Below are 26,742 nucleotides of genomic sequence, written 5' to 3'. Positions count from 1 at the left end.
TTTTAGTCCTCCTTATATCTATAGAAACAAACTGTAGTATTACCATACCTTCTAGAGTCCTTAAGAATTATTTTATCTGTTCCTTGATATATTTCTTCTTGTGAATCAATTTTAGTTACTATAAGGCCGTTAATATCTAATAATCCCTCTTTTTCTATAATCTCTATAGCTAGTGGAATCATATTCTTCATATATGGTGGGTCAATAAATATTAAATCAAAAACTATATTTTTCTTACTAAACTCTTCAAGAGCTTTATAAGAGTCCATGTTAAAGCTTTTACATATTTCCTGAAACTTTAAATTTTCTATATTTTTAGCTAGGAAAGGATATGTTTCATTACTTCTATCAACTAAGTAACACTCCTTAGCACCTCTACTTGCGGCCTCTAAACCTAAACTTCCAGTGCCAGCAAAAACATCTAGAACTGTTGCTCCGTATACCCTATTTTGTATTATATTAAACATAGCTTCTTTAACTCTATCTAAAGTAGGTCTCGTAGTACCTGCACCAACTGGTGACATAATCTTTCTACCCCTTGCAAGACCTGCGATGATTCTCATAATTTTTCCTCCTAGTATCCTTTATTAATTTATAAAGGCTATTACTAAACCTCTACAAATCAAACATTTACATATTATTTCTCATTATCGTCATTTTCTATAATATTTTAACATATATATCTTGAATATACAAAATTATTTTGTTTATTACAAAAGACATCCCCATCAAAACTAATTAAGCTTTTTTTATCTAAATATTAATTAAAGCAAATAAATCTTGTACTTTGTTCTATCTTTTTTAAAATCTCATTTTTGATTTTTATATCTTTTTCATCATTGCTTTCTATAAGCCTTTTTGCTTCCATATTAGCTGCCTTGAATAATTCAATATCTTGAACTACATCTGACAGTATTAGACTAGTTTCTCCTGATTGTCTAAATCCGAAGATTTCACCAGCACCTCTAATTTTCAAATCCTGTTCTGCAATAAAAAATCCATCATTACTACTTTTCATTATCTCCATTCTTCTTCTAATAATATCATTTTTAATTTCTGCAATTAATATACAATAAGATTTATGCTTTCCTCTTCCAACCCTTCCCCTTAACTGATGAAGCTGTGCCAATCCAAATCGTTCCGAATTTTCTATTATCATAAGAGTAGCATTAGGTACATTTATTCCTACTTCTATAACAGTTGTAGATATGATAACCTTAGTTTCTCCTCTTTTAAATCTGTTCATAATTTCGTCTTTATTTTTCGGTGTCATTTTTCCATGTAATATTTCAACAGATACATCTTCAAAATATTTATGTTTCAGTTCTTCATATAGTTTTTCCACAGAACTCAGATTTAACTCTTCACTTTCCTCTACCAAAGGACAAACCACATACACTTGTCTTCCTTTTTTAAGTTCCTCTAACGCAAAATTATAAGCTCTATCTTTTCCTGATTTATTTATGTAATAGGTTTCTATTTTCTGTCTTCCTGGTGGAAGCTCATCAATAATAGATACATCCAAATCTCCGTAGAGGTATAAACTCAAGGTTCTTGGTATAGGCGTAGCAGTCATGACAAGAGTATCTACGTTTTTCCCTTTATTAGTCAATTTACTTCGCTGCATTACACCAAACCTATGCTGCTCATCTGTAACTACTATACCTAAATTTTCAAATTCCACATCCTCTTCTATTAGGGCATGGGTACCTATTATTAAATTTATCTCTCCATCTTTTAAAGCTTTTTTTATTTTTTCCTTGTTTTTTTGTGTAGTGCTGCCACAGAGCAATTTGATATTAATACCAAAACCCATTAATAGTTTTTCTGCTTCAATATAATGTTGTGTAGCTAATATTTCTGTAGGTGCCATTAAAACTCCTTGATATCCATTTTTAATTACATTAAATATAGCTATAAGTGCTACAATTGTCTTGCCACTACCTACATCCCCTTGAACTAATCTATTCATCGGACATTCTTTTTTCTCATCTATCAAAATCTCTCTTATTACCCTACTTTGCGCATTAGTTAAGTTATAAGGTAATCTTTCTTTTAATAATTTCAATTCTTCTGCAGCCTTAAATGCTATTCCATTCTTATTCTTATTAAAATAATCCTTAAGCATTAATATTTTTAATGAATATGTAAATAGTTCCTGAAATTTTAGCCTTTTTGTAGCTTCGTGCAGATCCTCAGTGCTTTCCGGCTTATGTATAACTCTTATGGCCTTATCTAGGCTAGCTAACTTATACCTATCTATAATTAAATCAGGAAGATTTTCATCTATAGTTACTTCCTGCAGAACCTGGTTAATTAATTTTATAATTAAGTTATTTGTAACTCCTGACTTAAGTGGATACTTAGGTATTATTTTTTCTTCAGTTATAACTTTTTCATTATTTTTAACTAACGCAGGATTTGTAAGGCAAACTTCTCCTCTAAAGTCCTGCAATTTCCCCATTATAGTATATTCTTTATTTATTTTAAAATAATTTTTTATATAAGGTTGATTAAACCATTTACCCTTAAATTCATTATTACCATCATCAAAAATAATAGTTGACAAAACTTTTCCTGTTTTAGTTTTTATATCTTTCTCTATCTTTACAACCTTACAATTAATTATAACTTTACCAAAGTTATTTCTACTAGGTAAGGCATCAGAAGCGGAGATCATTTCATAATCTCTTGGAAAGTATAAAAGCAAATCTAATATATTGAAAATGCAACATTTCTCTAAAGCCTCTGCAGTCTTCGGACCTACACCCTTTATACTGCTTATACTGCTATACACATTCACTAAATCACCTCATTTTTTTACAATTTAGTATCGAGAATTATAGATACACTACTTAACTAGACTTATTATAGGTATTTACCTGCAAGTATTTAATAGTAAATTTAGCTCTACTCATGTAAATAAAAAAAGCCTTTTAGGCTTTTTTTATTCAACAGAAACTATAAAATAATATAGAGGCTGCTGTCCATTATAACTCTGAATATCTAAATTTGAATACTTATCTTCAAGATTAGCTACAAACTCTTTTACTCTTTCTTCTTCACAATCTTTTCCATATAATATAGTAATCAGTTCACTTTCTTCATTAACCATATGTTCTATTATATCTTGGCATACAACAAACATATTTTCTCCAACTTCTTGTATTTTCCCTTCTACTAGTCCTAGGATATTTCCCTCTTTAATAATTTTGCCATCCATTTCAGTATCTCTTACAGCATAAGTAACTGAACCAGAAGTAACTGAATTTATAGCTTCTTCCATAGCTTTTATATTAGCATCCAAATCCCCATCCGGATTAAACACAGTTACTGCTGTGATTCCCTGCGGAATTGTTTTTGTAGCTACTACCTTAACACTTTTATCTGATAATTCAGCAGCTTGATTAGCTGCCATGATTATATTCTTATTATTAGGTAGTATAAGGATATTTTCTGCATTTATGTTATTTATACACTCAAGTATATCTTGAGTACTAGGATTCATCGTCTGTCCGCCTTCTATTATAAAATCCACACCTAAATCTTCAAATATATTTTTAATTCCTTCTCCCATAGCTACAGATATAAAGGCATATTTTTTTAGTTCTACTTCAGTTTTAGAAGGAGTCTCCTCATTTTCACTTGCAGCTGCCTTCTCTCCTGAATATGAATTGTCCTCAATACTTAACACATGTCTATGTTGTTCTCTCATATTGTCTATCTTTATTTTTGAAAGTTCTCCTAATTTAATAGCCTGAGAAAGAACCCAACCTGGATCATTTGTATGTATATGAACTTTTATAATATCGTCATCACTTACCACTACCATGGAATCACCCATAGTTTCTATATTATTCTTAAATTTATTTATATCACTATTATTGGATCGAATAAAAAATTCAGTGCAGTAACCAAATTTTATATTCTGCTCACCTAAGTTTTTAGCAGCAGATTCCATTGAAGTTTCTTTAATTTCTTTAACCTCTACTAATTCCATACCCTGCTGTAACGCCTCATACATACCTTGTAGTATTATAAGAAGTCCCATACCACCTGCATCAACAACTTTTGCTTTTTTAAGTACAGGAAGCATTTCAGGTGTTTTATCTAGAATTAGCTTACTATATTCACAAACCTCCCCCAATAGTTCGGTTACATCACTTTGATTTGATTTTATAGCACTTTCCCCTGCTGCTCTAACAATTGTAAGAATAGTTCCTTCTGTTGGTCTCATTACCGCTTTATATGCAGATTTTGAACCTTCCATTAAACTGTTAGCAAATTCTAAAGCATTGGCTTCATTCTTTCCTTCTAACCCTTTCGCTATACCTCTAAATATCTGTGAAAGTATTACTCCTGAGTTACCTCTTGCTCCCATAAGAGCCCCTTTAGCTAATTTTCTTGAAACCTCTGATAAGGACATATCATTAATATTCTGTAGTTCTGATACAGCAGTTCTAAATGTCATAGACATATTAGTTCCAGTATCACCATCAGGAACTGGAAAAACATTTAATGCATTTACATATTCTTTTTGTTCCTCCAGCTTGTTACTCGCGTTTACAATCATATTGTAAAAGCTCTGCCCATCTATATTTAAGTATTTCATTTTTTTGAATTACCTCCCTAGACTCTAACACCTTGAACATTTACTGTGATGCTTGAAACCTTAATTCCTGTATAATTTTCTACATTGTATCTTATCTTTTGAATTATGTTATTTGCAATAACGGATATTTTTGTTCCATATTGAACCATTATATATAACTCTATAAATAACTCATTATCTTTAGAACGAACTCTTACACCTTTGCTTAGACTTTCACCTTTTATTAACTCCCAAAGTCCATCCTTAGCATTTTTGGAAGCCATCCCTACAACACCGTAGCATTCCATAGTTGAAATTCCTACAATATTGGCAACTACATCCTCTGAGTAATTAATATAACCATTTTCGTTGGCAATATTACCTATCATACAAAACCCTCCTAACTATAGCACCATATAACATATTTTATATTAAATAACCCATTTATTCAAGGAAATATATTATCTCTAATGTTATTTTTACTATTTAATTTTTATTATATACTTGCGCGGATTATGTATTGTGTGGTAAAATTATAAATGTTTGAATTGAGAGGATTTTATCTTCACAATTTTTTAAGGAGGTGTTTTTAATGTCAAGAAAGTGCGAAATATGCAATAAAGGCGTTGTATTCGGCGTTCAATACAGCCATTCACATCGTCAGTCCAAAAGAACTTGGGCTCCAAACATAAGAAAAGTTAAAGCTATAGTTGAAGGAACACCAAAGACTATACATGTTTGTACAAGATGCCTACGTTCCGGTAAGGTTCAACGTGCTATATAGAAATTGAGAAATAAAAATGCAATTGTTACAAGGCAATTGCATTTTTTTCTTATCTTATAAATGAAGTGAAATTTGAATCAGATTGTATTTCTACGCCTAACCTGATTATTATATGTTACTTTTTCTTCTGAAAAGTTTTATAAAAGAAGATAAAAAACTAGGTAGCTTGAAAGCAAAGATTTTCATAAAAGTACCTCCTTTATTTATTGTGTCCTATTAAGTACCAACCACAGTAAATCAATGCACCTCCTACAGCTATTATCCATCCCCAGATAGGGATAACAACTGTTATTACTAGTCCTATACCAATAGATCCACAAATTAATCCCAATCTTCTATATTTTCTTTTACTACATCTTTTCGTCACATTATTATCCCCCAAAAGTGCTTTATAATATTATATGCAACATATCCCTATACTGTTACAATAAATCATATTAATCTTTACTATAGAATATAAGCAAGATTCCACTTTTAAAATCAATGTCTACATCATTGTTTAGAAATTCATTTGATACTGTACGAGGGTCTCCTAAAGTTAAGTCATAGTTCTCAAGTTCAAATTTGGCCCCTCTTATGTTTAAATCTTTAACTTTATCACAATATGCTTGAAGAGAAAAAGTCGTTCCCTTCTCTTTTTTTATTCTTATAGGTTTATCTGTTATTTCAATAATATTGTTATTATCCTTTATATATGCCTTTATATTTAATTTCAAACATTTTAAAAGCATCCCCATATTTCCCATAAAGTGATCCATTCTTGTTCCAGTACATCCTAAAAATACGATTTCACTTGCACCAAGTTGAGCAGCCTTATTTAGAACAAGCTCAGTATCTGTAAAATCTTTATCCTTTGGATATGTATCTATAGTGCACTTTTCATGTGCTCTAAAGAATTCTAAGGCCTCTAGGCTTATAGAATCAAAATCCCCCATTAGAAAATTCGGTATTATATTGTACTTATATAAACACTCCCCACCACTATCTGCACAAATTAAAAAGGAACTATCCTTTAGTTCTTCTTTAATCAATTCATAAGAGGGGGGAGATCCCCCTGATACTATTAGTATTTTCATTTTAGAACTCGCCTCTTAAATCCTGTATGTTTTGTTCTATCATACCATCCTTAAATGCCGCTGATCCCGCAACAATTACATTTGCTCCGCAATCTACTACTGCTTTAATATTATCTTTTCCTATACCACCATCAACTTGAATCATAAGATCTTTATTAAATTTATTACTTAACTCTTTTACCTCTTTAATCTTTTCTGAGCAATATTGTATGTATTTTTGACCACCAAATCCTGGATTTACAGTCATTATAAGTACCATATCTAAATTAGGCATTAAATGTTTTATGTTTTCCACAGGAGTAGCGGGATTTAAAGCTATACCAGCTTTTACTCCAAAACTTTTAATATAATTTATAGTTCTATCTATATGTCTATCTGCTTCATAATGTATAGTTATAATATCTGCTCCAGCCTTTACAAAATCCTCTATATATCTTGCTGGTTCCTCTATCATTAAATGTACATCAAAAGGAAGCTTTGTTAAGTTTCTTATACTTTTAATAATTGGTATTCCAAAAGATATGTTAGGTACAAACATTCCATCCATTATATCTATATGTACCAAATCTGCTCCATATCTCTCTAAGTCCTTAATATCTTCTCCAAGTTTAGAAAAGTCTGCTGATAATATTGAAGGTGCTATTTTAATCATAATTTTCTTCCCCCTTGTATTCCTTATATGCGCATAAAGATTATTAATCTTTATGTCCCTTGTATTCCTTAAGTGTTTACCATTGTTTTCTATTCATAATTTCTTCTAAAGTCTTCACATAAAACTTATAACGTTTAGCATTTATCTCAGAATCTTCTACTGCATTTTTTATAGCACAATTGGGCTCTTTGTAATGAAGACATCCTGTAAACTTACAGTTTCCTATGTACGTTTTAAATTCTGGAAAGCAGTCTTCCAGGTCATCCTTTGATATAAAATCAATATCCATAGATGAAAATCCTGGTGTATCCACTACAAAACCTTCACCTACATCTATGAGTTCGCTGTGTCTTGTTGTATGTTTACCTCTTCTAAGTTTTTCACTTATCTCACCTGTTTCCATAAGTTCTCGTCCCGCTATTTTATTTAAAATAGTAGATTTTCCTACTCCAGACGGACCACAAAGAACAGTAACATTGTTTTTTAACTTTTCTTTAATTTGCTCTATTCCATAACCTTCTTTAGCTTTAATAAATAAGACTTCATATCCTGTACTTTTTATCATATCTACTATTTCATTTGCCTCGTCATTTGATGTCAAATCTAGCTTATTAAAACATACAACTACTTTAAGATTATTAAATTCACAGTTTATTAAAAACTTATTAAGCAAATCCTCGTTTATTTCAGGATTTTTCACCGCAAAAACTACTAAAGCCTGAGTAACATTTGAAACCGCGGGTCTTATTAGCTGATTGGTCCTTTTATGAATTTTATCTATGACTCCCTTTCCATTTTTAACTGTAATTTCTACTATATCTCCCACCATAGGAGTAAGTTCGTTATGTCTAAACTTTCCCCTTGCCTTGCATTCAATTATATCTTCATCGGTTTTAATATAATAAAATCCAGCTATACCTTTTATTATAGTTCCTTGCATATTTCCTCCTATCTATAATTAAATATTATCTATCAAATTCCATTATACATGAATTGAAACTTGAATTAAATTAGTTTTAGATTTTATGATATTCTTAAACATTTGACAAAACTCTCACTTTTACAAGCGAGAGTTATCTCATATCTAATTTACTTCAAAATAAAATTTTTATACAATATATAAAGTTATCTTTTTACTTAAAGGATAGCTATATTTATTGGCTTTTATTAGTGCTTTCACTTTCAGTTGGCTTCTGGGTTGTTGTATTACTACTTCCCCCTGTTTGCTGCTGTCCTGATCCTTCTGTAGTACTACCGTTAGTACTGCCTCCACTATTCTGCCCACTTCCATTCTCTTGTTGTTTTCCATCATTTGTTTTATCAGTATTGTTATCTCCTTGTTGCTGTTGATCGCTAGGCCCCTCATTTTTAGGTGTTTCATCCTTTTTCTCTGCTTCTTTATATTTATAGTAACTTAAATTAACTGTAGTCCCTTCTTTTACTTGCTGCGATGGTTCTAAACTTTGGCTCGCTACTTTTCCATCCTGAGACTTATCTGAAGTATTTACTATTGTTTTTGACACTTTAAGTCCAGCATTAACTATTGCAGATGCAGCTTCATCAATATTTTTACCACTTACGTCTGGTACAGTTGTGTATTTAACTTCTGGTCCTCTACTTACTACTAAACTTACCTTCGTATCAGTTGATGCCTTAGAATCTTGCTCAGGACTTTGACTTATTATTAAGCCTTCAGCCATAGTATTACTGTAACTTTTAGATACGCTACCTAATTTTAATCCGCTATTTGCTATAATATCTTTGGCAGACTCCAAGTCAACACCTACTAAATTAGGAACTTCTAAACTATCCTGTCCACCACTTATACTTACTCTAACATCTGAATTAACTTTTACCTTTGTTCCTTCAGATGGATATGTTCTAAGCACAGTTCCTTCTGGCTTATCACTTTTTTCTTTTCCTATCAATACAAACTTTAACTTCTTGTCTTCTACTGCTTTTTTCGCATCCTCTTGTTTCATCCCTACTATGCTGGGTACTGTTGTTTCCTTTGCCGAAACTGCTGATATTTTACTGTAAGCAAAATATCCTGATACAGCACCTATTACTATCACAAGTATTGCTATAGCCACTCCCATTATAGTTTTTCTTTTTCTAGAATCTATTCCTCGGGGACTTTTCGGTCTTCCGTCATCTTCTTCATAATCATATTTATCATTTATAACTATAGGATCCATAACTCTAGTCATATCATTATCAAAACTATTAGTGGATACATTAAACTCCTGCTTATTCTCAATTTTCTTTAAATCTACCAACATATCTTTTACATTTTGATATCTTTTAATAGGTTCTTTTTCCACTGCTTTTAATATTAGCTTATTTAGACTTTCTGGAATACTTCCATTTAATTCTTTAGGTGGCAAAACAGGTTCCTGTATATGTTTCAATGCAACTGATACAGGACTTTCAGCATCATAAGGTACTCTTCCTGTAACCATTTCATAAATTACTATTCCTAAAGAATATATATCTGTTCTACAATCAACAAAACTTCCTTTAGCCTGCTCTGGAGAAAAGTAGTGAGCTGATCCCATAATTTTGCTAGAATTAGTTATAGTTACTGAATTAGATGCCTTAGCTATACCAAAATCCGTTACTTTAACCAAGCCTTCATCTGTAACTAAAATATTATGGGGTTTTATATCTCTGTGTATAATATTATTTCTATGTGCACACTCAAGGGCTTTACCAATTTGAATTGCTATATTAGCTACCCTGCTTGTTTCTAATCTTCTTTCTTGTTTTATTATTTCTTTTAAAGTTTTACCTTTAACATATTCCATTACTATATAATTGATGTCCCCCTGAGTTCCTACATCATAAATATTTACTATATTGTTATCTGAAAGACTAGCTGCTGCTGTTGCTTCTCTTTTGAATTTTTCAACAAATTCCTTATCACTAGAAAATTGTTCTTTTAGCACCTTTACAGCAACATATCGATCCAATAGGTGACATTTAGCTTTATAAACTAAAGCCATACCACCTTCCCCTATTCTTTCTAATAACTCATATCTATTTCCTAGCATAGTTCCAATCATCTTCACACTCTCCTCCAAATACAATAACTGATATGTTATCTCTTCCACCTTTTAGCTTACTTAAATCTACTAACATTTTGCAGGCATCCTCGTTATTATTATTTAGTATTATATCATACATTTCGCTGGTACTTACTAAATTAGATAATCCATCTGTACATAAAATAACTTTTTTGATGTCACATAAATCAATTTCAAATGTATCTATTTCTACAGATATATTTGTACCTAACGCTCTCGTTATTATGTTTTTATTAGGGTGACTTGCTGCCTCTTCTTCTGTAATACTGCCTTCGTCAATTAATTGTTGTACAAGGGAATGGTCCTTGGTAACTTTAGTTATACCATTGTACTTCATAATATAACAACCGCTGTCTCCTACATTAGCCACTATCATCCTATTATCCCTTACCAAAGAAGCAGTTATAGTTGTCCCCATTCCAACTAATTCTTCATTCATCTTTGCTAACTGAAAAATTTTTTCATTAGCAATCTTTATACCTTCAATCAAAGCACTTTCCATATCATCAATACTATCCAAGGACTTTATGTAGGAAATAGTGTTCTCTACTGCCAGTTTACTAGCTACTTCTCCTGCATTATGACCACCCATTCCATCAGCAATGATGTAAATGCTGATATCATCACTTTCATAAAATCCTACAAAATCTTCATTAATTTTCCTAACGTTACCTATATCTGATAAAATCCCCACCATTATTTACACCCCTTTTACTTCATTATTTGATTTTAAATAACTTCTTCTTAATTGCCCACAAGCAGCATCTATATCTGAACCCATTTCTCTTCTTATAGTGGTTTCTATGTTACTTTCCATTAGTATATTATAAAACCTTTTTATATTATCCATAGAAGACTTTTTAAAATTGTTTTCCTTCACTTCATTTACTGGTATTAAATTAACATGACACAACGTACCCTTTAACAAATTTACCAATTCTATTGCACACTCTTTACTGTCATTAGATTCCTTTACTAGAGCATATTCGAAGGTTACTCTTCTTTTAGTCTTATATATATAATATTTGCAAGCCTCCATAATCTCATCTATGGTGTATTTATTGGCTATAGGCATCATATTTTTTCTCAAGTCATCATTTGGAGCGTGAAGGGATATTGCTAATGTTATCTGCATATTTCGATCTGCCAGCTCCTTAATTTTAGGTACTATTCCACAAGTAGAAAGAGTTATATGTCTCTGTCCTATATTAAGGCTATATTCACTATTCACTATATTTAAGAATTCCATGACGTTATCATAGTTATCCAATGGCTCTCCACTTCCCATTAGAACTATATTGGATATTCTCGCTCCGATTTCTTCCTGAGCCTTTAGTATCTGAGCTAATATTTCTCCATTAGTTAAATTTCTCACCATTCCTTCTTTAGTTGAAGCACAAAACTTACAGCCCATTCTACAGCCTATCTGTGTTGAAACACATATAGAATTGCCATGCTTATATTTCATGACTACAGTTTCAATAATATTACCATCTCTATATCTATAAAGAAATTTAAAAGTATCGTCAACACTAGATTTATATACATGAACAACTTCTGGTATTTCTATATAAAAACTTTTTTTTAGTTTTTCCTTAGTAACTTTAGATATATTGTTCATATTATCAAAATCCCATGTATTCTTCTTATATATCCAGTCAAATACTTGTTTTGCTCTAAATTCACTTTCTTTATTCTCTTTCATCCACTGCTTCAATTTATCAAGACTCAAGTCTAAGATATTGTACATATATTACACCTACCTATGTTTTATCATTTTAGCAACGAAGAATCCATCCATATTTTTATCAGGCAGAATAGTTATATATCCTTCTTTATGATAAATGATATTATCTATTTTTCCATAATAAAGTGGCTCTATTGTAAACTCTGGGCACTTTTTAATAAACCACTTTATATTTTCTTCATTTTCTTCTTTACTTAAAGTACAAGTAGAGTAAATAAGTTTTCCACCCTTTTTTACATACTTAGCAGCATTCAGCATAATCTCTCTCTGAACTTTAACCAAATTTTTTATAGACTGCTTATCTTTAGTCCATTTAATTTCAGGTTTTTTTCTTATTATACCTAACCCTGAACATGGTACATCTATAAGCACTCTGTCTGCTTTATCGTTATAAGCTTGAGAATAAATTGCTGCATCCAAAACCCCACATCGAATATTATTTATTCCTAGTCTTTCAGCATTTTCTTTAATTAATGGTAATTTGCTCTCATGAATATCAAAGGCTAATACCCTTCCTGTATTATTCATTATTTCTGCAGCATGACAGGCCTTTCCACCTGGAGCACTGCATAAATCTAGAATAACCATATTTTCTTCTAAATCCATAGAAGGAGCTATCATCATTGCACTTTCATCCTGAACAGTAATCAATCCATCTTTAAATAAAGGATTATCCTCTATATTTTTCCCTTTTTTTATTTGAATAGCTTCTGGACAAATCTTTCCTTCTTCTATATCGTATCCACTTTCTTCTAACCTTTGCCAAGCTTCTTCATAATCTGTTTTTAGATTATTGACTCTAACAGTTACAGAAGGAACTAAGTTTAAACCATCAAGAATTTTTTCAGCTTGCTCATTACCATAACTCTCTACAAATAGTTTAACCATCCACATAGGAAAAGAATACTTAAAACTTAATTCCTCTAATTTATTATTTTTGTTATAGTAGTCTACTGAACCTTTAGTTCTCAAATAGCTTCTTAAAACCCCGTTAACAAGCTTTGCACCCTTTGGAGATTTATTTTTAGCTAATTCTACAGCTTCATTTACTACTGCAAACTCTGGAATTTTATCTAAATATGCAATTTGATACACAGATATTCTAAGAATATTTAAGATATATGTCTCTAATTTTTCAAGTCCGCTCTTTATATAATAGCTCAAAATATTATCAATAGTATATCTATATTTTAAAGTTCCATATACAATTTCAGTTACTAGAGCTTTATCTTTATCGTTTAACTGGGAATTATTTAATTCTCTGCCTAATACTATATTGGAGTATGCACTCTTATCAAATACTTCCTTCAGTATCTTCACCGCTGTTTTTCTTGCACTATTCATCATATTACCTCTACTTTTATTTTTTTGTATTAGTCGTCACTTCTGCTTATCAAAATTAATCTTATTAACTCAGATATAGATGTTAATGCCGCTGCAACATAAGTCATTGCTGCTGCACTTAAAACGGATTTTGCTCCTTTTAATTCATCTCCATAAAGTACGCCTTTATTTTCAAGCACTTTTAAAGCCCTATTAGATGCATTAAATTCCACTGGAAGGGTTATAACTTGAAAAGCAACCACTACTGTAAAAAGTAATATTCCTATACCAATAAGCCCCTTCATTCCAAAAACCATACCTAATAAGAAAAGTATCCATGAAGCATTAGATCCAAAGTTAACTGCTGGAACAATAGAATTTCTAACTATTAAAGCTGTGTAACGTTCTTTATGCTGAATTGCATGACCTGTTTCATGGGCAGCAACCCCAATAGAAGCTACAGAATTACCGTAGTAGACCTCTTGTGAAAGTCTCATCACTCTTTTAGAAGGATCATAGTGGTCTGTCAGTCTTCCTGGTACAACCTCAACAGGTACATCATACAAACCATTACTATCTAGAAGCATTCTTGCCACCTGAGCTCCTGTATAACCATTACGGCTACCATATTTAGAATATTTGTTAAAGGTAGAAGAAACCTTAAATTGGGCCCAAGCTGCTACTATCATTGCTGGAATTAATATGATAAAGCTACTATCAAAAAACATAACCGCACCTCCATCAACTTATAAGATCTTATAAAACTGAAAAATTATTTTCCTAATATAATACCCTTTTCTAAATCATGGCCTTTAATGTATTCACTAACATACATAGGCTTACCACCTGGGAATTGTATTATTTGAAGTAATAAACACCCTTTTTCACAAGCAACTTTTATCCCTTCTTTTGTTACATCTAATATATATCCTGGTTCTTTGCTAGAGTTATCATGTAGCACTTTAGCTTCATAAATCTTCATGCTTTGACCATTATATTGAGTATATGCTATAGGCCAAGGGTTTAACCCTCTTACATGATTCTTTACATTGATACTGCTGTCATTCCAGTTTATTTTAGCTATATCTTTATTAAGCATTTTAGCATATTCCGTAGGAGTTTCACTTTGCTTTTCTCTTGCAATAGTCCCATCCAATAACCCCTTAATAGTTCTTATTAAAAGTTCACTACCATCTTCCATCAAAATATCATGAAGCTGCCCTGCAGTCATATCCTCAGTAATATCTACATGACTTTTTAAAAGCATATCTCCTGTATCTAAACCTATATCCATAAACATTGTGGTATTTCCACTCTCTTTTTCGCCATTAAGTATTGCCCAATTTATCGGAGCAGCTCCTCTGTATTTTGGTAATATAGATGCATGCAGATTTATACAACCATACTTAGGTATATCTAATACTTCCCTTGTAAGTATTTGTCCATAAGCTACTACTATAATAAAATCTGGTTTCATATCTTTTAATTTTTTCAACATTTCAACATCACTTTTTAGCTTATCAGGTTGGAATACAGGTATATTATTCTCTATCGCTACCTCTTTTATAGGAGAGATTGATAGTTTTTTGCCTCTACCCTTAGGTTTATCTGGCTGCGTAAATACTGCTTTTACTCCAAATTCATTAATAAGCCCCTTTAGAGAAGGTACTGCAAAATCTGGAGTACCCATGAATACTATATCCATATTTTATTTACCCCCCTTGTTATCTATAACCTTATCAACAAACAATACACCTTCTAGATGATCAATCTCATGACATAATGCTCTAGCAAGCAGCTCTTCTCCTTCCACTATAATTTCCTCACCTTTTTCATTTAAAGCTTTTACTTTTACTTTATAAGGTCTTTCCACCTGCCCCTGTTCTCCTGGAATACTTAAGCATCCTTCCACATCTACATAACTTCCTTCAGTAGATATAATTTCTGGATTAATAAGTCTTAATATCCCCTCTCCTATATCTATAACTACAACTCTTTTAAGTATTCCTACCTGCGGTGCCGCAAGCCCTACTCCATCTGCATCATACATAGTTTCTTCCATATCATTTAATAAAGTTATTATTCTTTCATTTATTACATCTACCTTCTTACTTTTTTTTCTAAGTAATTCATCTTCATGTTTTCTTATAGTTCTTAACGCCATTATTTCTACCTCCAAAATTTATCCGAACTTATTGAAATATATTATCATAATAAACTATTCGGATTTATATCAATACTTACTCTTATATCATTATAAACATCTTTTAATAAATCATAAACTATTTTTCTTATATTTCCACCAAATTGTCTATCTATTTTGCCCTTTAATATAATTTGCCATCTATATAATTCTTTAATTTTAGAAATTTCACAAGGGCATGGTCCTAGCATTTTAATTTTATCATTTTTTTCTAATTCATTTCTTAAGAATATGCCAACATTTTGTATATTTTTTATTAATAGATTTTCATTTTTGCTACTCATATTAATAAGTATTATATCTGAAAAAGGTGGATACTCCATGTTATCCCTTAATTCTATTTCTTCTTTATAAAAGCTTTCATAATCGTTTGCTGCAGCATATCTTATACTATAGTTTTCAGAGCTGTAGGTCTGAACTATAACCTCTCCTTTTTTTTCTCCCCTTCCAGCTCTTCCTGAAACCTGAGTTATAAGTTGGAAGGTTCTTTCTGCCGATCGAAAATCCGGAAGATTTAGAGATAAATCGGCAGCAATTACTCCAACCAGGGTAACATTCTTAAAATCAAGCCCTTTTGCTACCATCTGTGTTCCTATTAATACGTCTGCCTTCCCACTTTTGAAGGTGTTATATATTTCTTCATAGGAATTCTTACCCCTAGTTGTATCAAAATCCATTCTCAAGGTATTTGCAGACGGGAAGTATTTTTTAATTTCTTGTTCTACCTTTTCAGTTCCTACTCCAAAATATTTAACATACTTGCTGGCACATTTAGGACATGTGTCCGGTACTGATTGACTGCTGCCGCAATAATGACACATCAACTTACCTCCATTGCTATGATAGGTAAGTGAGATATCACAATTGCTACATTTAAATACATATCCACACTTCCTACAGGAAACAAAAGTAGAAAATCCTCTTCTATTTAAAAAAAGTATTATCTGCTCCTTCCTACTTAATCTATCTTCGATTGCTTCATATAAGCTTTTACTGAAGATAGATTTATTATTATTTAGAAGTTCCTCTCTCATATCTACAATTTGTACTTCTGGCAAAATAGCACCATCTGCTCTATTCCTTATACTTATTAGATCAATTTCGCCCTTGTTGCATTTATAATAAGTTTCTATAGAAGGGGTGGCTGATCCTAATACCAATTTGCAATTCTCTATTCTACATTTTAATTCTCCAATTTCCCTTGCATTGTATTTAGGATTACTATCTGACTTATAACTTCCTTCATGTTCCTCATCTATAACTATTAACCCTAAATTTTTAAAAGGTAAAAAAATTGCAGACCTTGCCCCAATAGCTACTTTTACCTTCCCCATTTTTACACGAAGCCACTCATCATATCTTTCTCCATCTGATAATTTACTATGGAATACGCTTATATCTTTGCCAAATCTCCCTTTAAATCTTTCAACCATTTGAGGTGTAAGTGCAATCTCAGGTACAAGTATAATAGATTCCTTATCTTGCTTTATCATCTCACTTACTAAGTGCATATATATTTCCGTTTTCCCACTTCCTGTGACACCATGAATTAAAAATGTTTTTTTACCTGAATACAATATTCTTTTTACAGCTGTATTTTGTTCATCATTCAGGTTTTTTTTCAGATATTGGTCATATTGTCTTACATTATAACGATTAATAATCTGATCTTGAGCAGAAAGAAATCCATATTTTAGCATCGTATTTATCGAAGATAAGGATAGATTGTATTCATTACTAAGAGCAGTCTTAGTATAGATACCTTCGTTAGATTTTACTATTTCATAAATATTCTTATAGGGCTCTTTGTAATATTTACCTTCCAGTACTTTACCAGTATATATCAATGTCTCTCTCTTATTTTTCATTCCTTTAAAAACACCAGCTGGAATAAAAACCTTTATACAATCAAGGTAAGTACATAAATACTTTTCTCTCATTTCTTTTATTATAATCAAATCTTTTTTTGTGAATAGAGGAAATTTATCACATATTTCCTCTATTTCTTTTATTCTTCCATTACCCTCATATTCTTCATAAAGTTCCACTACAAAACCGTCTATTTTTTTATTTCCCATACCAAAAGGTACCTTTACTCTAAAGCCAATATCTATTATATTAACTAGATTTTCAGCAATCTTATAAGTAAAAATTTTATCTACTTGTATAGAACTATTATTAACTATAATACCTACGTATTTAAACACTCGATCACCCTTTTAAGATTAATACTAAATAAGAGAGGCATAATCTTACAGTATACGTAAGTTTCAGCCCCTCTTTCTTAAACATTTATCCCATGACTACCCGCTCTCTGCTTTCATCTCCTTCAAGATAGAAGCAAAGAGCGGCTATGTCCCTGGATTCATTCAACTAAGAATCAGGTGGGGTTTCAAGCCCCACCTGATTCAAGTTTTACTTCATTAAATCAAATAGCCTACTAGCTACCTGTCTTTTTGACATCTTATCTAAATGAATAGTTTTTCCATCTCTGCAAATTATGGTTACTTTATTATTATCAGAAGCAAAACCTGTATCAACAGCTGTAATGTCATTAGCCACAATATAATCTAGATTTTTATTATGTAGTTTCTTTTGAGCATTTTCTAGTAAGTCGTTGCTTTCAGCTGCAAATCCTACAAGAATTTGATTATTTTTTAAAGTTCCTAATTTTTTTAGTATATCATTATCTTTAATAAAAGTTAAATTTAATTCTTCTTCAGCTTTTTTTATTTTCCTATCTGAATACTGCTTAGGTTTATAATCTGCTACAGCAGCAGCTTTAATTACTATATCTTGCTCATTGAATCTATCTAGAACTTCTTTCAACATTTCTTCATTAGTTCTGCTACTAACTACTTCTATTCCAAATGGCGCAGCTAGGCTAGTAGCTCCACATATAAGAGTTACTTCTGCACCTCTGTCCCTTGCTTCTTCAGCTATAGCATATCCCATTTTTCCAGATGATCTATTAGTTATATATCTTACTGGATCTATTTGAGCTATAGTTGGTCCTGCTGTTACAAGAACTTTTTTGCCTTGCAAATCTTTCTTATCGTACATCATACTTTGTATGTATTCAGAAATAAGTTCTGTATCAGCAAGTTTCCCTTCTCCTTCGTCACCACAAGCCAGTCTTCCAGAGGCGGGATTTATGAATTTATATCCCAAGTTTTGGAGTTTATTAATGTTATCCCTAACAATAGGGTTATTATACATATTTGTATTCATAGCCGGAGCAAAAACTACTGGAGCCTTTGTAGCCATAATAGTAGTGGATAACAAGTCATCCGCTATACCATTAGCAACCTTGCCTATAATATTCGCAGTAGCAGGAATTACAGCTATCAAGTCTGCTCTTTTAGCTAGTGAAATATGTTGTATTTCCCATGCCTTAGGTTCAGAAAACATATCTGAATTTACAATATTTTGGCTTAAACTTTGAAAACTTAAGGGAGTTACAAACCTTGTTGCTGATTCTGTCATTATAACATGTACTTCAAAGTCTTTCTTCTTTAGTTTGCTTATTACATCCAATGCCTTATAAACCGCAATGCCCCCTGTGACTCCTACAACTACAGTCTTTTTAGCATTTGTCATTACTTAATACCTTCTCTAACAGTTTCGTAAGTAATAGTCTCCTGACTTATTTCGTTTATTGATATTGTAACAGGTTTATTTGAAGTTATTTTTACAAGAGGCTCCTCACCTTCTATTAATTGTCTTGCTCTTTTAGCAGTCATAGTTACTAGTGTAAATCTATTTTCCACTTTCTTTAATAAATCTACTATCGATGGATTAATCATAGAGTTGCTCATGAATAATGCCCTCCTTTGAATCTAATATTTTTTCTTTTACTCTATCAACTCTGCATCTTTCAGCTACCATTATACCTTGTATCTTTTTTACCGCTTCTTCAACAGTATCATTTACAACCGCATAATTATATTTAGACACATAGTTTATCTCTTTATATGCTGATTTAAATCTTGTCATTAATGATTCAGGTGTTTCACTGCCTCTGTTAATTATTCTTTGTTTAAGTTCTTCCATTGAAGGTGGAAGTATAAAAATAAATACTCCTTCAGGATATGTTTCTTTTACCTTTAATGCTCCTTGAATATCTATTTCTAATATGACATCATTCCCATTATTTATAGCTTCTAAAGCTTTAGATTTTGGGGTTCCATAGTAGTTGCCATAAACTTCTGCATACTCTAAAAAATCATTCTTTGATATTTTTTCCTCAAAATCTTCCTTAGTCAAAAAATAGTAATTGACTCCATCTACTTCTCCGTTTCTCGGCTGCCTTGTAGTTGCAGAAACAGAAAGCCAAAAATCATTTTCTTGTAATAGAGCTTTGCAAATAGTTCCCTTTCCTGCACCAGAAGGTCCTGATATAACTACTAAAAGACCCTTTTGATCCATTATTCATCTACCTCGACTTCTTCTTCCTCTGCTGCTTCTTTTGAAGACAATCTATGTGCTACTGTCTCTGGTTGAACTGCTGAAAGTATTACATGATCGCTATCAGTAATAATAACAGCTCTTGTTCTTCTTCCATATGTAGCATCTATAAGCATTCCTCTATCTCTAGCTTCTTGGATTATTCTCTTTATTGGTGCAGATTCAGGACTAACTATAGCTACTAATCTATTTGCTGAAACAATATTACCAAAACCTATGTTTATTAACTTTATACTCATATGCTTCCTCCTAGACATTATTCAATGTTTTGTATTTGTTCTCTAATTTTTTCTATTTCATTCTTTATGTTTAAAACATTATTTGTTACTTCTAAATTATTTGCTTTTGAACCAATAGTATTAATTTCTCTATTCATTTCTTGAATAATAAAGTCAAGCTTTCTTCCCACAGCTTCATTTAGATTAAAGGTTTCCTTTAATTGGACTAAGTGACTGTTAAGCCTAACTATTTCTTCATCTATTGCTGACTTATCTGCAAATAGAGCTACCTCTACTGCAATTCTATTTTCATCAACTTGACCTTCTCCTAACAGCTCTTTTAATCTTTCATTAAGCTTTTCCTTATATTCCTCTACTACTAAAGGTGACTTTTCTTCTATTTTATCCAATAAACTTTTAATATAGTCACATTTTAATAGTATATTTTTTTCAAGCTTTAATCCTTCTCTTTCCCTCATATCAACAAGCAAGTTCACAGCATCTCTTAAAGGTAAAGAAAGAATTTCCCACAAATTTTCAACATCTTCCTCTTCTTGCTTAAGATTTACTACATCTGGAAATTTAGAAATAAGAGCTAATGATATATTTTCCTTTATATCATATCTTTCCTTTATTTCATTAAGACATTCAACGTAGCTATCTGCAAGCTTTTCATCTAGTACTACTTTAGCACCCTGCTTTTCATAGTTATTTTGGGTAATGAAAACATCTACTTTGCCCCTAGTTACCTTTTCTTGAATAACTTTTCTTATCCTATCTTCAAGAGACAACAAACTTTTAGGCATTTTCATGTTTAAGTCACAGTATCTATGGTTAACACTTTTTATTTCTACTGTGAAACTTCTTCCATCCTGATCTATATTTCCCCTTCCAAAACCAGTCATACTTCTTATCATTACTATTTCATCCTTCCGTGTTGCCTTGTCAATTCATACTAATTATACATAAATATTAATAATAATTTCAAGATAAATTTACAATTACTAAATATGTAGTACTTAATTAAAACTGTTTAGTAAAAAGATTATAACATAAAATCACCATAATGAACCCATTTACTGAAATATTGCAAATATACTTTTAATTTTAGAGTATCTAATATGAAGGGTACAGCCCCCTCTAATACCTCATCTTATTCAAATTTCCCTTTATTATTCTATTATAATCTAATATCTAGTATTTTTCATGATTTTTATCAAATTTGTTTCTACTTTCTTTTATCTATATTATAAAGCCTGTGAACATTACATTCACAGGCTTTATAATATAAGTATTGTAATTTTAACATTTTCAACATAAAGAATTACCATAAAGTTACAATATGATGCAAATTAATCCACCGTTACCTTCATTTATAATCTTCTGTAGAGTTTTTTGTATTTTTATTTGTACATCTTCAGGCATCTTGTACAACTTATTTTGAAGACCTTCCTTCACAAGTATCTCTAAAGACTTTCCAAACATATTACTCTGCCATATCTTAGATGGATCACTTTCAAACTGTTCAAATAACGATTTAACCATTTCTTCACTTTCTCTTTCAGTTCCCATTATAGGAGAAACCTCTGTCTCAATATCTGCTCTTATAAAGTGCAGTGAAGGAGCGCTCGCCTTTAATTTAACACCAGTTCTATTTCCCTGTCTAACAATTTGAGGTTCTTCTAATTTCATCTCTGAAAGTTGAGGCGCTACTAATCCATATCCTGTTTCTCTCACATCTCTTAACGCATCTGCTACTTTGTCATACTCAACCTTTGCTTTATGCATCTCCTTAACTATGTTCAACAAATCACTTTCTCCACCTAGTTCAGTACCACAAACTTCACCTAATATTTTATAAAACAAATCATGTTTAGGCTTTAAATTAATCCTTGCAGTACCTTCTCCCATGTTAATTTCAGTGATATTAGAATCTCCCATGAAATCCACTTCTTCAAAACCTTTTACAGACTTACCTATATCTCTAACCTTATATACACTTTTACACATGTTTTTTACCAACTCAAAAAAGTCTAATTTTAGCCAATGAGACGGCTCTAATTTTTCTATCCACTCTGGCATGTCTATATTTATTTCTTTTATTGGGAATTCTTTAAGTATTCTCTGAAAAACATCTGTTATGTCTTCTTCTTTCATATTAAGTACATCCATTCCTTGGACAGGAACATCATATTTTTCCTCTAGTTCATTCTTTAGCAGTATAGCATCCTCACTATTAGGCTGTTGCGAGTTTAACACAATTATAAAAGGTTTATTTATGGCCTTTAGTTCATTTACTACCCTTTCCTCAGCCTCAACATAGTCCTCTCTGCTTATATCTGTAATTGAGCCGTCAGTAGTTACTAAGAGTCCTATTGTTGAATGTTCATTTATAACCTTTTTAGTTCCAATCTCTGCTGCTTCTTCGAATGGAATTTCATAGTCATACCAAGGAGTGGTAACCATCTTTGCCTTGTCACCTTCCATATAACCTTGAGAATTTTTAACTATATAGCCAACGCAGTCTACTAACCGAACTTTAAATTTAGTATTTTCATTCAAGCTTATTTCTATAGCCTCATTAGGAACAAACTTAGGTTCTGTAGTATGAATGGATTTCCCTGAGGAACTTTGAGGTAGTTCATCTTTTGCCCTTTGCTTTTTATAGGAATTCTCAATATTAGGTATAACCATAAGCTCCATAAATCTTTTTATAAAAGTAGACTTACCAGTTCTTACGGGACCAACTACCCCTACGTAAATATCTCCCTGCGTTCTCTCGGCTATATCTTTGTATATATCAAAGTTCTCCAAAATATTACCCCCAATAATCTAAATGTTAACAGTATATATATATTTAGCCGAAGATAAATTTATTACTAAATAATATAAAAAAGTGAGGATAAAAAATATTTCTTGATCCTCACTTTTCATCTATTTAATATTCTTCACCCTTTTTATCTCTAGTCATAAGCTCATATACGCCATATTTAGGCTCTTTACCTTCAAATATAACTTTATACAAAACATCCGTAATGGGCATAGATATTCCTAACTTTTCTTTAAGTTCGTAAAAAGCCTTACACGCTTTTATCCCTTCCACTACCATTCCAATTTCTCTTGTTGCTTCCTCTGCTGTAGAACCTTTACCGATTAATATTCCCGCTCTTCTATTTCTACTATGCATACTTGTACAAGTAACAATTAGATCGCCTATTCCAGTAAGCCCTGCAAAAGTCTCTTTTTTCCCTCCAAGTTTAGTACCTATTCTTACAATTTCACTCATTCCTCTAGTCATCAATGCCGCTTTAGTATTGTCTCCATATCCTATTCCATCAGATACTCCTGCTGCTAAAGCAATTATATTTTTAACTGCCCCACCAATTTCAACACCTATAATATCTTCATTAGTATAAACTCTAAATTTATTAGTCATAAACAAATCTTGAACCTTTTTTGCATACTCCATCTTTTCCGAAGCAACAACTACGGTAGTTGGAATATCCTGAGCTACTTCTTCCGCATGACTTGGTCCGGAGAGTATGACTACTGAGTTGTTAGGTAGTTCTTCACTAATCACCTGGGATAACCTTTTTCCACTCCCTGCCTCAATGCCCTTAGCAATGCTAATTATTATCTGATTTTCACTTACAATTTCTCTAATATCCTTACATAAATTTCGCACTACATGTGAAGGAACAGCTAAGACTATATACTCACTATCCTGAACCACTTCTTTAATATCAGTAAAAGCCTCAACTCCAACAGGTATAACTGCGCCGTGTAGATACCTTATGTTTTCTTTTTTTATATTGATATCATCTACTACATCCTTATTTCTATCCCAAATTTTAGCCAAAACTCCTTTTTTGGCAAGCATTATGGATAATGCTGTTCCAAAGCTGCCGCCACCTAAAAAGGCAATTTTTGAACACATAACTATTCCTTCCTTTCTCTAAACTCCATCTTTATTCCAGTGCCTTTAAAATCAAAATTCTCTCTTAATTGATTTTCAAGGTATCGCTGATATGAAAAATGTAATGCAGATGGGTCATTTACAAAGAATACGAATGTAGGTGCTTTTACGCCTATCTGAGTACAATAGTATATTTTTAATCTCTTAGTTCCTATAATAGGAGGTTCTTTCATCATAAGGGCCCTACTAATTACATCATTTAATACCCCTGTTTTTATTCTCTTGTTATAGTTGTTATAACATTCCTTTACAGTTTGTAGTACCTTCGGTAATCTTTGACCAGTCTTAGCAGATATAAATAGGTACGGTGCATATGACATAAATGATAAACTTCTTCCAATCATAGTTGTAAATTCATTCATAGTTTTATTATCTTTTTCTATTAAATCCCATTTATTAACTATAACCATTATAGCTTTATTAAGCTCATGTGCATATCCTATTATCTTCTCATCCTGGTCTGTTATACCTTGAGTTGCATCTAACATTAGTATGCACACATCTGCTCTTTCTATAGCAGTATAAGTTCTTATAACACTGTATCTTTCTATCTCTTCTTTAACTTTACTTTTTCTTCTAAGTCCTGCAGTATCTATTAGTAGGAATTTGCCTTCTTCAGTCTCTAAATAACTATCTATTGCATCTCTTGTAGTTCCCGGTATATCGCTTACTATAACTCTTTCTTCACCTAATAATTTGTTTATTAAAGAGGACTTTCCTACATTTGGTTTTCCCACAAAAGCGATTTTTATATATTCATCATCTTCATCTTCCAGCATAGCCTCATCAAAATAGGATACCACTTTATCTAACATATCTCCAAGTCCAAGGGCCTGAGAAGCGGATATAGCTATAGGATCACCTATACCTAAGTTGTAGAATTCATAAGCATTATCTTCATCTTTTAAGCTGTCAATTTTATTAACAACTAACACAACTGGTTTTTTGCTTTTTCTAAGCATTTGAGCAACTTCTCTATCTGCCCCAGTCAAACCTTCCTTACCATCTACTATAAATACTATTACATCTGCAGTTTCTATAGCTATTTGCGCCTGCCTACGCATTTGAGCAACTATAATATCTTCACTTTCCGGTTCAATACCACCTGTATCAATCATAGTAAAGGTATATTTTAACCACTCTGCTTCTGCATATACTCTATCTCTTGTAACTCCAGGTGTATCTTCTACTATTGATATTCTCTTTCCTGCTAACTTATTAAATAATGTAGATTTTCCTACGTTTGGTCTTCCAACTATTGCCACTATCGGTTTTCCCATTATTTATTCCTCCTCACAATGTTCATTTATTATCTTTATCAAATCTTCTCCAGTATAATCACATACTAGAATTTTTCTATTTAAAGTTTTTTCTAATCCTTCTACTGTAATATCATCTAGAAAAACTTTTTCCTTATTGTATGCTAATTCATAACCTTTTCTTAGCATACAATCTGGTATTATAACACACTTTCCTATAATTTCACATCTTAATTGTTCAATTATATCCTTTGCAGTAATTAGGCCCGCTACTGTTATAGTTTCACCAAAGAAATAATTTATTATTTTTTTTACACTTATATCTATTTTAGGATTAGCTGCCATTATACTTTCTGCAGCTTTTAACACTTCATTATAAGCTGATGCTCCTGTTACAATTGTAAAAGATCCTTTTATATCTTTTTGGAGATGGACTAATGAATCTCTAATATGGTTCCTAAAAATTCTTATCATTCCAACACCATCTTCTAACTGCTTAAAATTATCATAAAATTCAGTTGCCGGAAGCTCCCTTTCAGCAGTAACATAAAATTCATCAGACATTCTAACAAAAGGTACACCTAGCTCCTTTATATACTTTCTCTGCATCTTTGCAACTCTATCTAATTGTTCTGCCGCTGTAATTTTATTATATAAATCAAGTTTAAATAAGCCTTCCCTAAACTTAGTAACACCTACAGGAACTACTGCTAAATTCTCTATTTGTGGGTATAATTTATACAGATCTTCTATAGTCCTTTCTAATTCATCCCCATCATTTAATCCAGGACATAGAACTATTTGGCAGTTAATGCTTATTCCTGCATCAGCCATCCTTTTAAGTCTACTATATACATTCCCTGCAAATCTATTATTAGTCATCTTAATTCTAAGCTCCGGGTTAGTAGTGTGTACAGATACATTTATAGGGCTTATTCTATATTTTATTATTCTTTCTATGTCTTCTTCACTCATATTAGTCAAAGTTACAAAATTTCCTTGAAGAAAAGCTAATCTAGAATCATCATCTTTAAAATATAAGGTTTCTCTCATACCCTTTGGTAACTGATCTATAAAACAAAAGACACATTTATTATGACAACTTCTAGGCGTGTCTAAAATTGCATCCTTAAATTCTACTCCTAAATCCTCATCATACTCTTTTTCAATCTCTAGCTCCCATATTTCACCGTCTGGCTTTTGTATTTCAATTTCAACATATTCATCAGAGATCAAAAATTTATAGTCAATAATATCTTTAACTGCTTCACCATTAATACTTACTAAAATATCTCCTACCTCTATCTCCATTTCTTCAGCGATACTTCCAGCCTTTACTACTGCTATTTCATTTTTCATA

26 protein-coding genes are annotated in these 26,742 nt (G+C 31.7%); 1 reads left to right on the top strand and 25 read right to left on the bottom strand.

Annotated features, from left to right (window positions below; translation table 11 throughout):
• Positions 1-2: 2 nt before the first annotated feature.
• From rsmD to CLMAG_RS07165, 4 genes are all read right to left on the bottom strand, one after another.
• On the bottom strand, positions 3-563 hold the full coding sequence (gene rsmD / locus CLMAG_RS07180) for a 16S rRNA (guanine(966)-N(2))-methyltransferase RsmD (RefSeq protein WP_066619979.1): 561 nt from the start codon (positions 561-563) through the stop codon (positions 3-5).
• A 197-nt stretch (positions 564-760) separates the two neighbouring features.
• A complete protein-coding gene (gene recG, locus CLMAG_RS07175; RefSeq protein ID WP_066619977.1) occupies positions 761-2,803 on the bottom strand; it encodes an ATP-dependent DNA helicase RecG in 2,043 nt (680 codons plus the stop codon).
• A 144-nt stretch (positions 2,804-2,947) separates the two neighbouring features.
• Positions 2,948-4,612, bottom strand: a complete 1,665-nt coding sequence (locus CLMAG_RS07170) for a DAK2 domain-containing protein (RefSeq protein WP_066619974.1) — start codon at positions 4,610-4,612, stop codon at positions 2,948-2,950.
• Positions 4,613-4,629: 17 nt separating this feature from the next.
• The gene (locus tag CLMAG_RS07165) at positions 4,630-4,980 is read right to left on the bottom strand and encodes an Asp23/Gls24 family envelope stress response protein (RefSeq protein WP_066619972.1); all 351 of its coding nucleotides are present in this window, start codon (positions 4,978-4,980) and stop codon (positions 4,630-4,632) included.
• 203 nt (positions 4,981-5,183) lie between these two features.
• Between CLMAG_RS07165 and rpmB the strand changes: the two genes are divergently transcribed.
• Entirely contained in the window at positions 5,184-5,375 is a 192-nt protein-coding gene (rpmB, locus tag CLMAG_RS07160; RefSeq protein ID WP_066619969.1) for a 50S ribosomal protein L28, read from the top strand.
• A gap of 199 nt (positions 5,376-5,574) precedes the next feature.
• Here the strand turns inward: rpmB and CLMAG_RS32945 are convergent, their stop codons facing one another.
• The 21 genes from CLMAG_RS32945 to CLMAG_RS07055 all read right to left on the bottom strand — a co-directional run bounded on the left by CLMAG_RS32945 (position 5,575) and on the right by CLMAG_RS07055 (position 26,741).
• On the bottom strand, positions 5,575-5,742 hold the full coding sequence (locus CLMAG_RS32945; RefSeq protein WP_175562194.1) for a hypothetical protein: 168 nt from the start codon (positions 5,740-5,742) through the stop codon (positions 5,575-5,577).
• Positions 5,743-5,812: 70 nt separating this feature from the next.
• Complete coding sequence (locus tag CLMAG_RS07150; protein WP_066619962.1) at positions 5,813-6,451, bottom strand: thiamine diphosphokinase; 639 nt, start codon at positions 6,449-6,451, stop codon at positions 5,813-5,815.
• 1 nt (position 6,452) lies between these two features.
• Entirely contained in the window at positions 6,453-7,103 is a 651-nt protein-coding gene (gene rpe / locus CLMAG_RS07145; protein WP_066619959.1) for a ribulose-phosphate 3-epimerase, read from the bottom strand.
• 76 nt (positions 7,104-7,179) lie between these two features.
• Positions 7,180-8,043 carry a ribosome small subunit-dependent GTPase A gene (rsgA, locus tag CLMAG_RS07140; RefSeq protein WP_066619956.1) on the bottom strand — a complete coding sequence of 288 codons (864 nt, stop codon included), beginning with the start codon at positions 8,041-8,043 and terminating at the stop codon, positions 7,180-7,182.
• Between the two features lie 214 nt (positions 8,044-8,257).
• Positions 8,258-10,168, bottom strand: coding sequence for a Stk1 family PASTA domain-containing Ser/Thr kinase (gene pknB / locus CLMAG_RS07135; RefSeq protein ID WP_066619953.1), 1,911 nt, complete (start codon positions 10,166-10,168; stop codon positions 8,258-8,260).
• Positions 10,143-10,886, bottom strand: a complete 744-nt coding sequence (locus CLMAG_RS07130) for a Stp1/IreP family PP2C-type Ser/Thr phosphatase (protein WP_066619950.1) — start codon at positions 10,884-10,886, stop codon at positions 10,143-10,145. The genes pknB and CLMAG_RS07130 overlap by 26 nt, the downstream gene beginning before the upstream one ends.
• A gap of 3 nt (positions 10,887-10,889) precedes the next feature.
• On the bottom strand, positions 10,890-11,939 hold the full coding sequence (rlmN, locus tag CLMAG_RS07125) for a dual-specificity RNA methyltransferase RlmN (RefSeq protein WP_066619947.1): 1,050 nt from the start codon (positions 11,937-11,939) through the stop codon (positions 10,890-10,892).
• Between the two features lie 9 nt (positions 11,940-11,948).
• Positions 11,949-13,280 carry a 16S rRNA (cytosine(967)-C(5))-methyltransferase RsmB gene (gene rsmB, locus CLMAG_RS07120; RefSeq protein WP_066619944.1) on the bottom strand — a complete coding sequence of 444 codons (1,332 nt, stop codon included), beginning with the start codon at positions 13,278-13,280 and terminating at the stop codon, positions 11,949-11,951.
• Positions 13,281-13,309: 29 nt separating this feature from the next.
• The gene (locus CLMAG_RS07115; protein WP_066619943.1) at positions 13,310-13,987 is read right to left on the bottom strand and encodes a zinc metallopeptidase; all 678 of its coding nucleotides are present in this window, start codon (positions 13,985-13,987) and stop codon (positions 13,310-13,312) included.
• A gap of 44 nt (positions 13,988-14,031) precedes the next feature.
• A complete protein-coding gene (gene fmt, locus CLMAG_RS07110; protein ID WP_066619941.1) occupies positions 14,032-14,964 on the bottom strand; it encodes a methionyl-tRNA formyltransferase in 933 nt (310 codons plus the stop codon).
• Between the two features lie 3 nt (positions 14,965-14,967).
• Positions 14,968-15,423: a peptide deformylase gene (gene def, locus CLMAG_RS07105; protein ID WP_066619939.1), complete on the bottom strand. Its 456-nt coding sequence runs from the start codon at positions 15,421-15,423 to the stop codon at positions 14,968-14,970.
• A 44-nt stretch (positions 15,424-15,467) separates the two neighbouring features.
• Positions 15,468-17,669 carry a primosomal protein N' gene (gene priA / locus CLMAG_RS07100; RefSeq protein WP_066619937.1) on the bottom strand — a complete coding sequence of 734 codons (2,202 nt, stop codon included), beginning with the start codon at positions 17,667-17,669 and terminating at the stop codon, positions 15,468-15,470.
• 208 nt (positions 17,670-17,877) lie between these two features.
• A complete protein-coding gene (coaBC, locus tag CLMAG_RS07095) occupies positions 17,878-19,062 on the bottom strand; it encodes a bifunctional phosphopantothenoylcysteine decarboxylase/phosphopantothenate--cysteine ligase CoaBC (protein ID WP_066619935.1) in 1,185 nt (394 codons plus the stop codon).
• Complete coding sequence (gene rpoZ / locus CLMAG_RS07090; protein WP_066619933.1) at positions 19,062-19,280, bottom strand: DNA-directed RNA polymerase subunit omega; 219 nt, start codon at positions 19,278-19,280, stop codon at positions 19,062-19,064. Before rpoZ ends, coaBC begins: the two co-directional genes overlap by 1 nt.
• On the bottom strand, positions 19,261-19,890 hold the full coding sequence (gene gmk, locus CLMAG_RS07085) for a guanylate kinase (protein ID WP_066619927.1): 630 nt from the start codon (positions 19,888-19,890) through the stop codon (positions 19,261-19,263). Before gmk ends, rpoZ begins: the two co-directional genes overlap by 20 nt.
• The gene (gene remA / locus CLMAG_RS07080; RefSeq protein ID WP_066619924.1) at positions 19,890-20,168 is read right to left on the bottom strand and encodes an extracellular matrix/biofilm regulator RemA; all 279 of its coding nucleotides are present in this window, start codon (positions 20,166-20,168) and stop codon (positions 19,890-19,892) included. The genes gmk and remA overlap by 1 nt, the downstream gene beginning before the upstream one ends.
• 17 nt (positions 20,169-20,185) lie before the next feature.
• On the bottom strand, positions 20,186-21,064 hold the full coding sequence (locus CLMAG_RS07075; RefSeq protein WP_066619923.1) for a YicC/YloC family endoribonuclease: 879 nt from the start codon (positions 21,062-21,064) through the stop codon (positions 20,186-20,188).
• Between the two features lie 418 nt (positions 21,065-21,482).
• Complete coding sequence (gene spoIVA / locus CLMAG_RS07070; RefSeq protein WP_066619921.1) at positions 21,483-22,961, bottom strand: stage IV sporulation protein A; 1,479 nt, start codon at positions 22,959-22,961, stop codon at positions 21,483-21,485.
• A 124-nt stretch (positions 22,962-23,085) separates the two neighbouring features.
• Positions 23,086-24,084, bottom strand: a complete 999-nt coding sequence (locus CLMAG_RS07065; protein WP_066619918.1) for an NAD(P)H-dependent glycerol-3-phosphate dehydrogenase — start codon at positions 24,082-24,084, stop codon at positions 23,086-23,088.
• 2 nt (positions 24,085-24,086) lie between these two features.
• Positions 24,087-25,403, bottom strand: a complete 1,317-nt coding sequence (gene der / locus CLMAG_RS07060) for a ribosome biogenesis GTPase Der (protein WP_066619916.1) — start codon at positions 25,401-25,403, stop codon at positions 24,087-24,089.
• A gap of 3 nt (positions 25,404-25,406) precedes the next feature.
• Positions 25,407-26,741 carry a DUF512 domain-containing protein gene (locus CLMAG_RS07055; protein ID WP_066619914.1) on the bottom strand — a complete coding sequence of 445 codons (1,335 nt, stop codon included), beginning with the start codon at positions 26,739-26,741 and terminating at the stop codon, positions 25,407-25,409.
• Between the last annotated feature and the right edge of the window lies 1 nt (position 26,742).

Source organism: Clostridium magnum DSM 2767 (genome assembly GCF_001623875.1).
GTDB lineage: Bacteria > Bacillota > Clostridia > Clostridiales > Clostridiaceae > Clostridium_AM > Clostridium_AM magnum.
This window is presented reverse-complemented; position numbering and strand designations above follow the sequence as displayed.

Bases quoted from the DNA above. Each gene is read 5' to 3' on its own strand.
- rsmD (WP_066619979.1), bottom strand. From the start codon at position 563: ATGAGAATCATCGCAGGTCTTGCAAGGGGTAGAAAGATTATGTCACCA.
- CLMAG_RS07170 (WP_066619974.1), bottom strand. From the start codon at position 4,612: ATGAAATACTTAAATATAGATGGGCAGAGCTTTTACAATATGATTGTA.
- CLMAG_RS07165 (WP_066619972.1), bottom strand. From the start codon at position 4,980: ATGATAGGTAATATTGCCAACGAAAATGGTTATATTAATTACTCAGAG.
- rpmB (WP_066619969.1), top strand. From the start codon at position 5,184: ATGTCAAGAAAGTGCGAAATATGCAATAAAGGCGTTGTATTCGGCGTT.
- CLMAG_RS07150 (WP_066619962.1), bottom strand. From the start codon at position 6,451: ATGAAAATACTAATAGTATCAGGGGGATCTCCCCCCTCTTATGAATTG.
- rpe (WP_066619959.1), bottom strand. From the start codon at position 7,103: ATGATTAAAATAGCACCTTCAATATTATCAGCAGACTTTTCTAAACTT.
- rsgA (WP_066619956.1), bottom strand. From the start codon at position 8,043: ATGCAAGGAACTATAATAAAAGGTATAGCTGGATTTTATTATATTAAA.
- pknB (WP_066619953.1), bottom strand. From the start codon at position 10,168: ATGATTGGAACTATGCTAGGAAATAGATATGAGTTATTAGAAAGAATA.
- CLMAG_RS07130 (WP_066619950.1), bottom strand. From the start codon at position 10,886: ATGGTGGGGATTTTATCAGATATAGGTAACGTTAGGAAAATTAATGAA.
- rlmN (WP_066619947.1), bottom strand. From the start codon at position 11,939: ATGTACAATATCTTAGACTTGAGTCTTGATAAATTGAAGCAGTGGATG.
- rsmB (WP_066619944.1), bottom strand. From the start codon at position 13,280: ATGAATAGTGCAAGAAAAACAGCGGTGAAGATACTGAAGGAAGTATTT.
- CLMAG_RS07115 (WP_066619943.1), bottom strand. From the start codon at position 13,987: ATGTTTTTTGATAGTAGCTTTATCATATTAATTCCAGCAATGATAGTA.
- fmt (WP_066619941.1), bottom strand. From the start codon at position 14,964: ATGGATATAGTATTCATGGGTACTCCAGATTTTGCAGTACCTTCTCTA.
- def (WP_066619939.1), bottom strand. From the start codon at position 15,423: ATGGCGTTAAGAACTATAAGAAAACATGAAGATGAATTACTTAGAAAA.
- coaBC (WP_066619935.1), bottom strand. From the start codon at position 19,062: ATGACAAATGCTAAAAAGACTGTAGTTGTAGGAGTCACAGGGGGCATT.
- rpoZ (WP_066619933.1), bottom strand. From the start codon at position 19,280: ATGAGCAACTCTATGATTAATCCATCGATAGTAGATTTATTAAAGAAA.
- gmk (WP_066619927.1), bottom strand. From the start codon at position 19,890: ATGGATCAAAAGGGTCTTTTAGTAGTTATATCAGGACCTTCTGGTGCA.
- remA (WP_066619924.1), bottom strand. From the start codon at position 20,168: ATGAGTATAAAGTTAATAAACATAGGTTTTGGTAATATTGTTTCAGCA.
- CLMAG_RS07075 (WP_066619923.1), bottom strand. From the start codon at position 21,064: ATGATAAGAAGTATGACTGGTTTTGGAAGGGGAAATATAGATCAGGAT.
- CLMAG_RS07065 (WP_066619918.1), bottom strand. From the start codon at position 24,084: ATGTGTTCAAAAATTGCCTTTTTAGGTGGCGGCAGCTTTGGAACAGCA.
- der (WP_066619916.1), bottom strand. From the start codon at position 25,403: ATGGGAAAACCGATAGTGGCAATAGTTGGAAGACCAAACGTAGGAAAA.
- CLMAG_RS07055 (WP_066619914.1), bottom strand. From the start codon at position 26,741: ATGAAAAATGAAATAGCAGTAGTAAAGGCTGGAAGTATCGCTGAAGAA.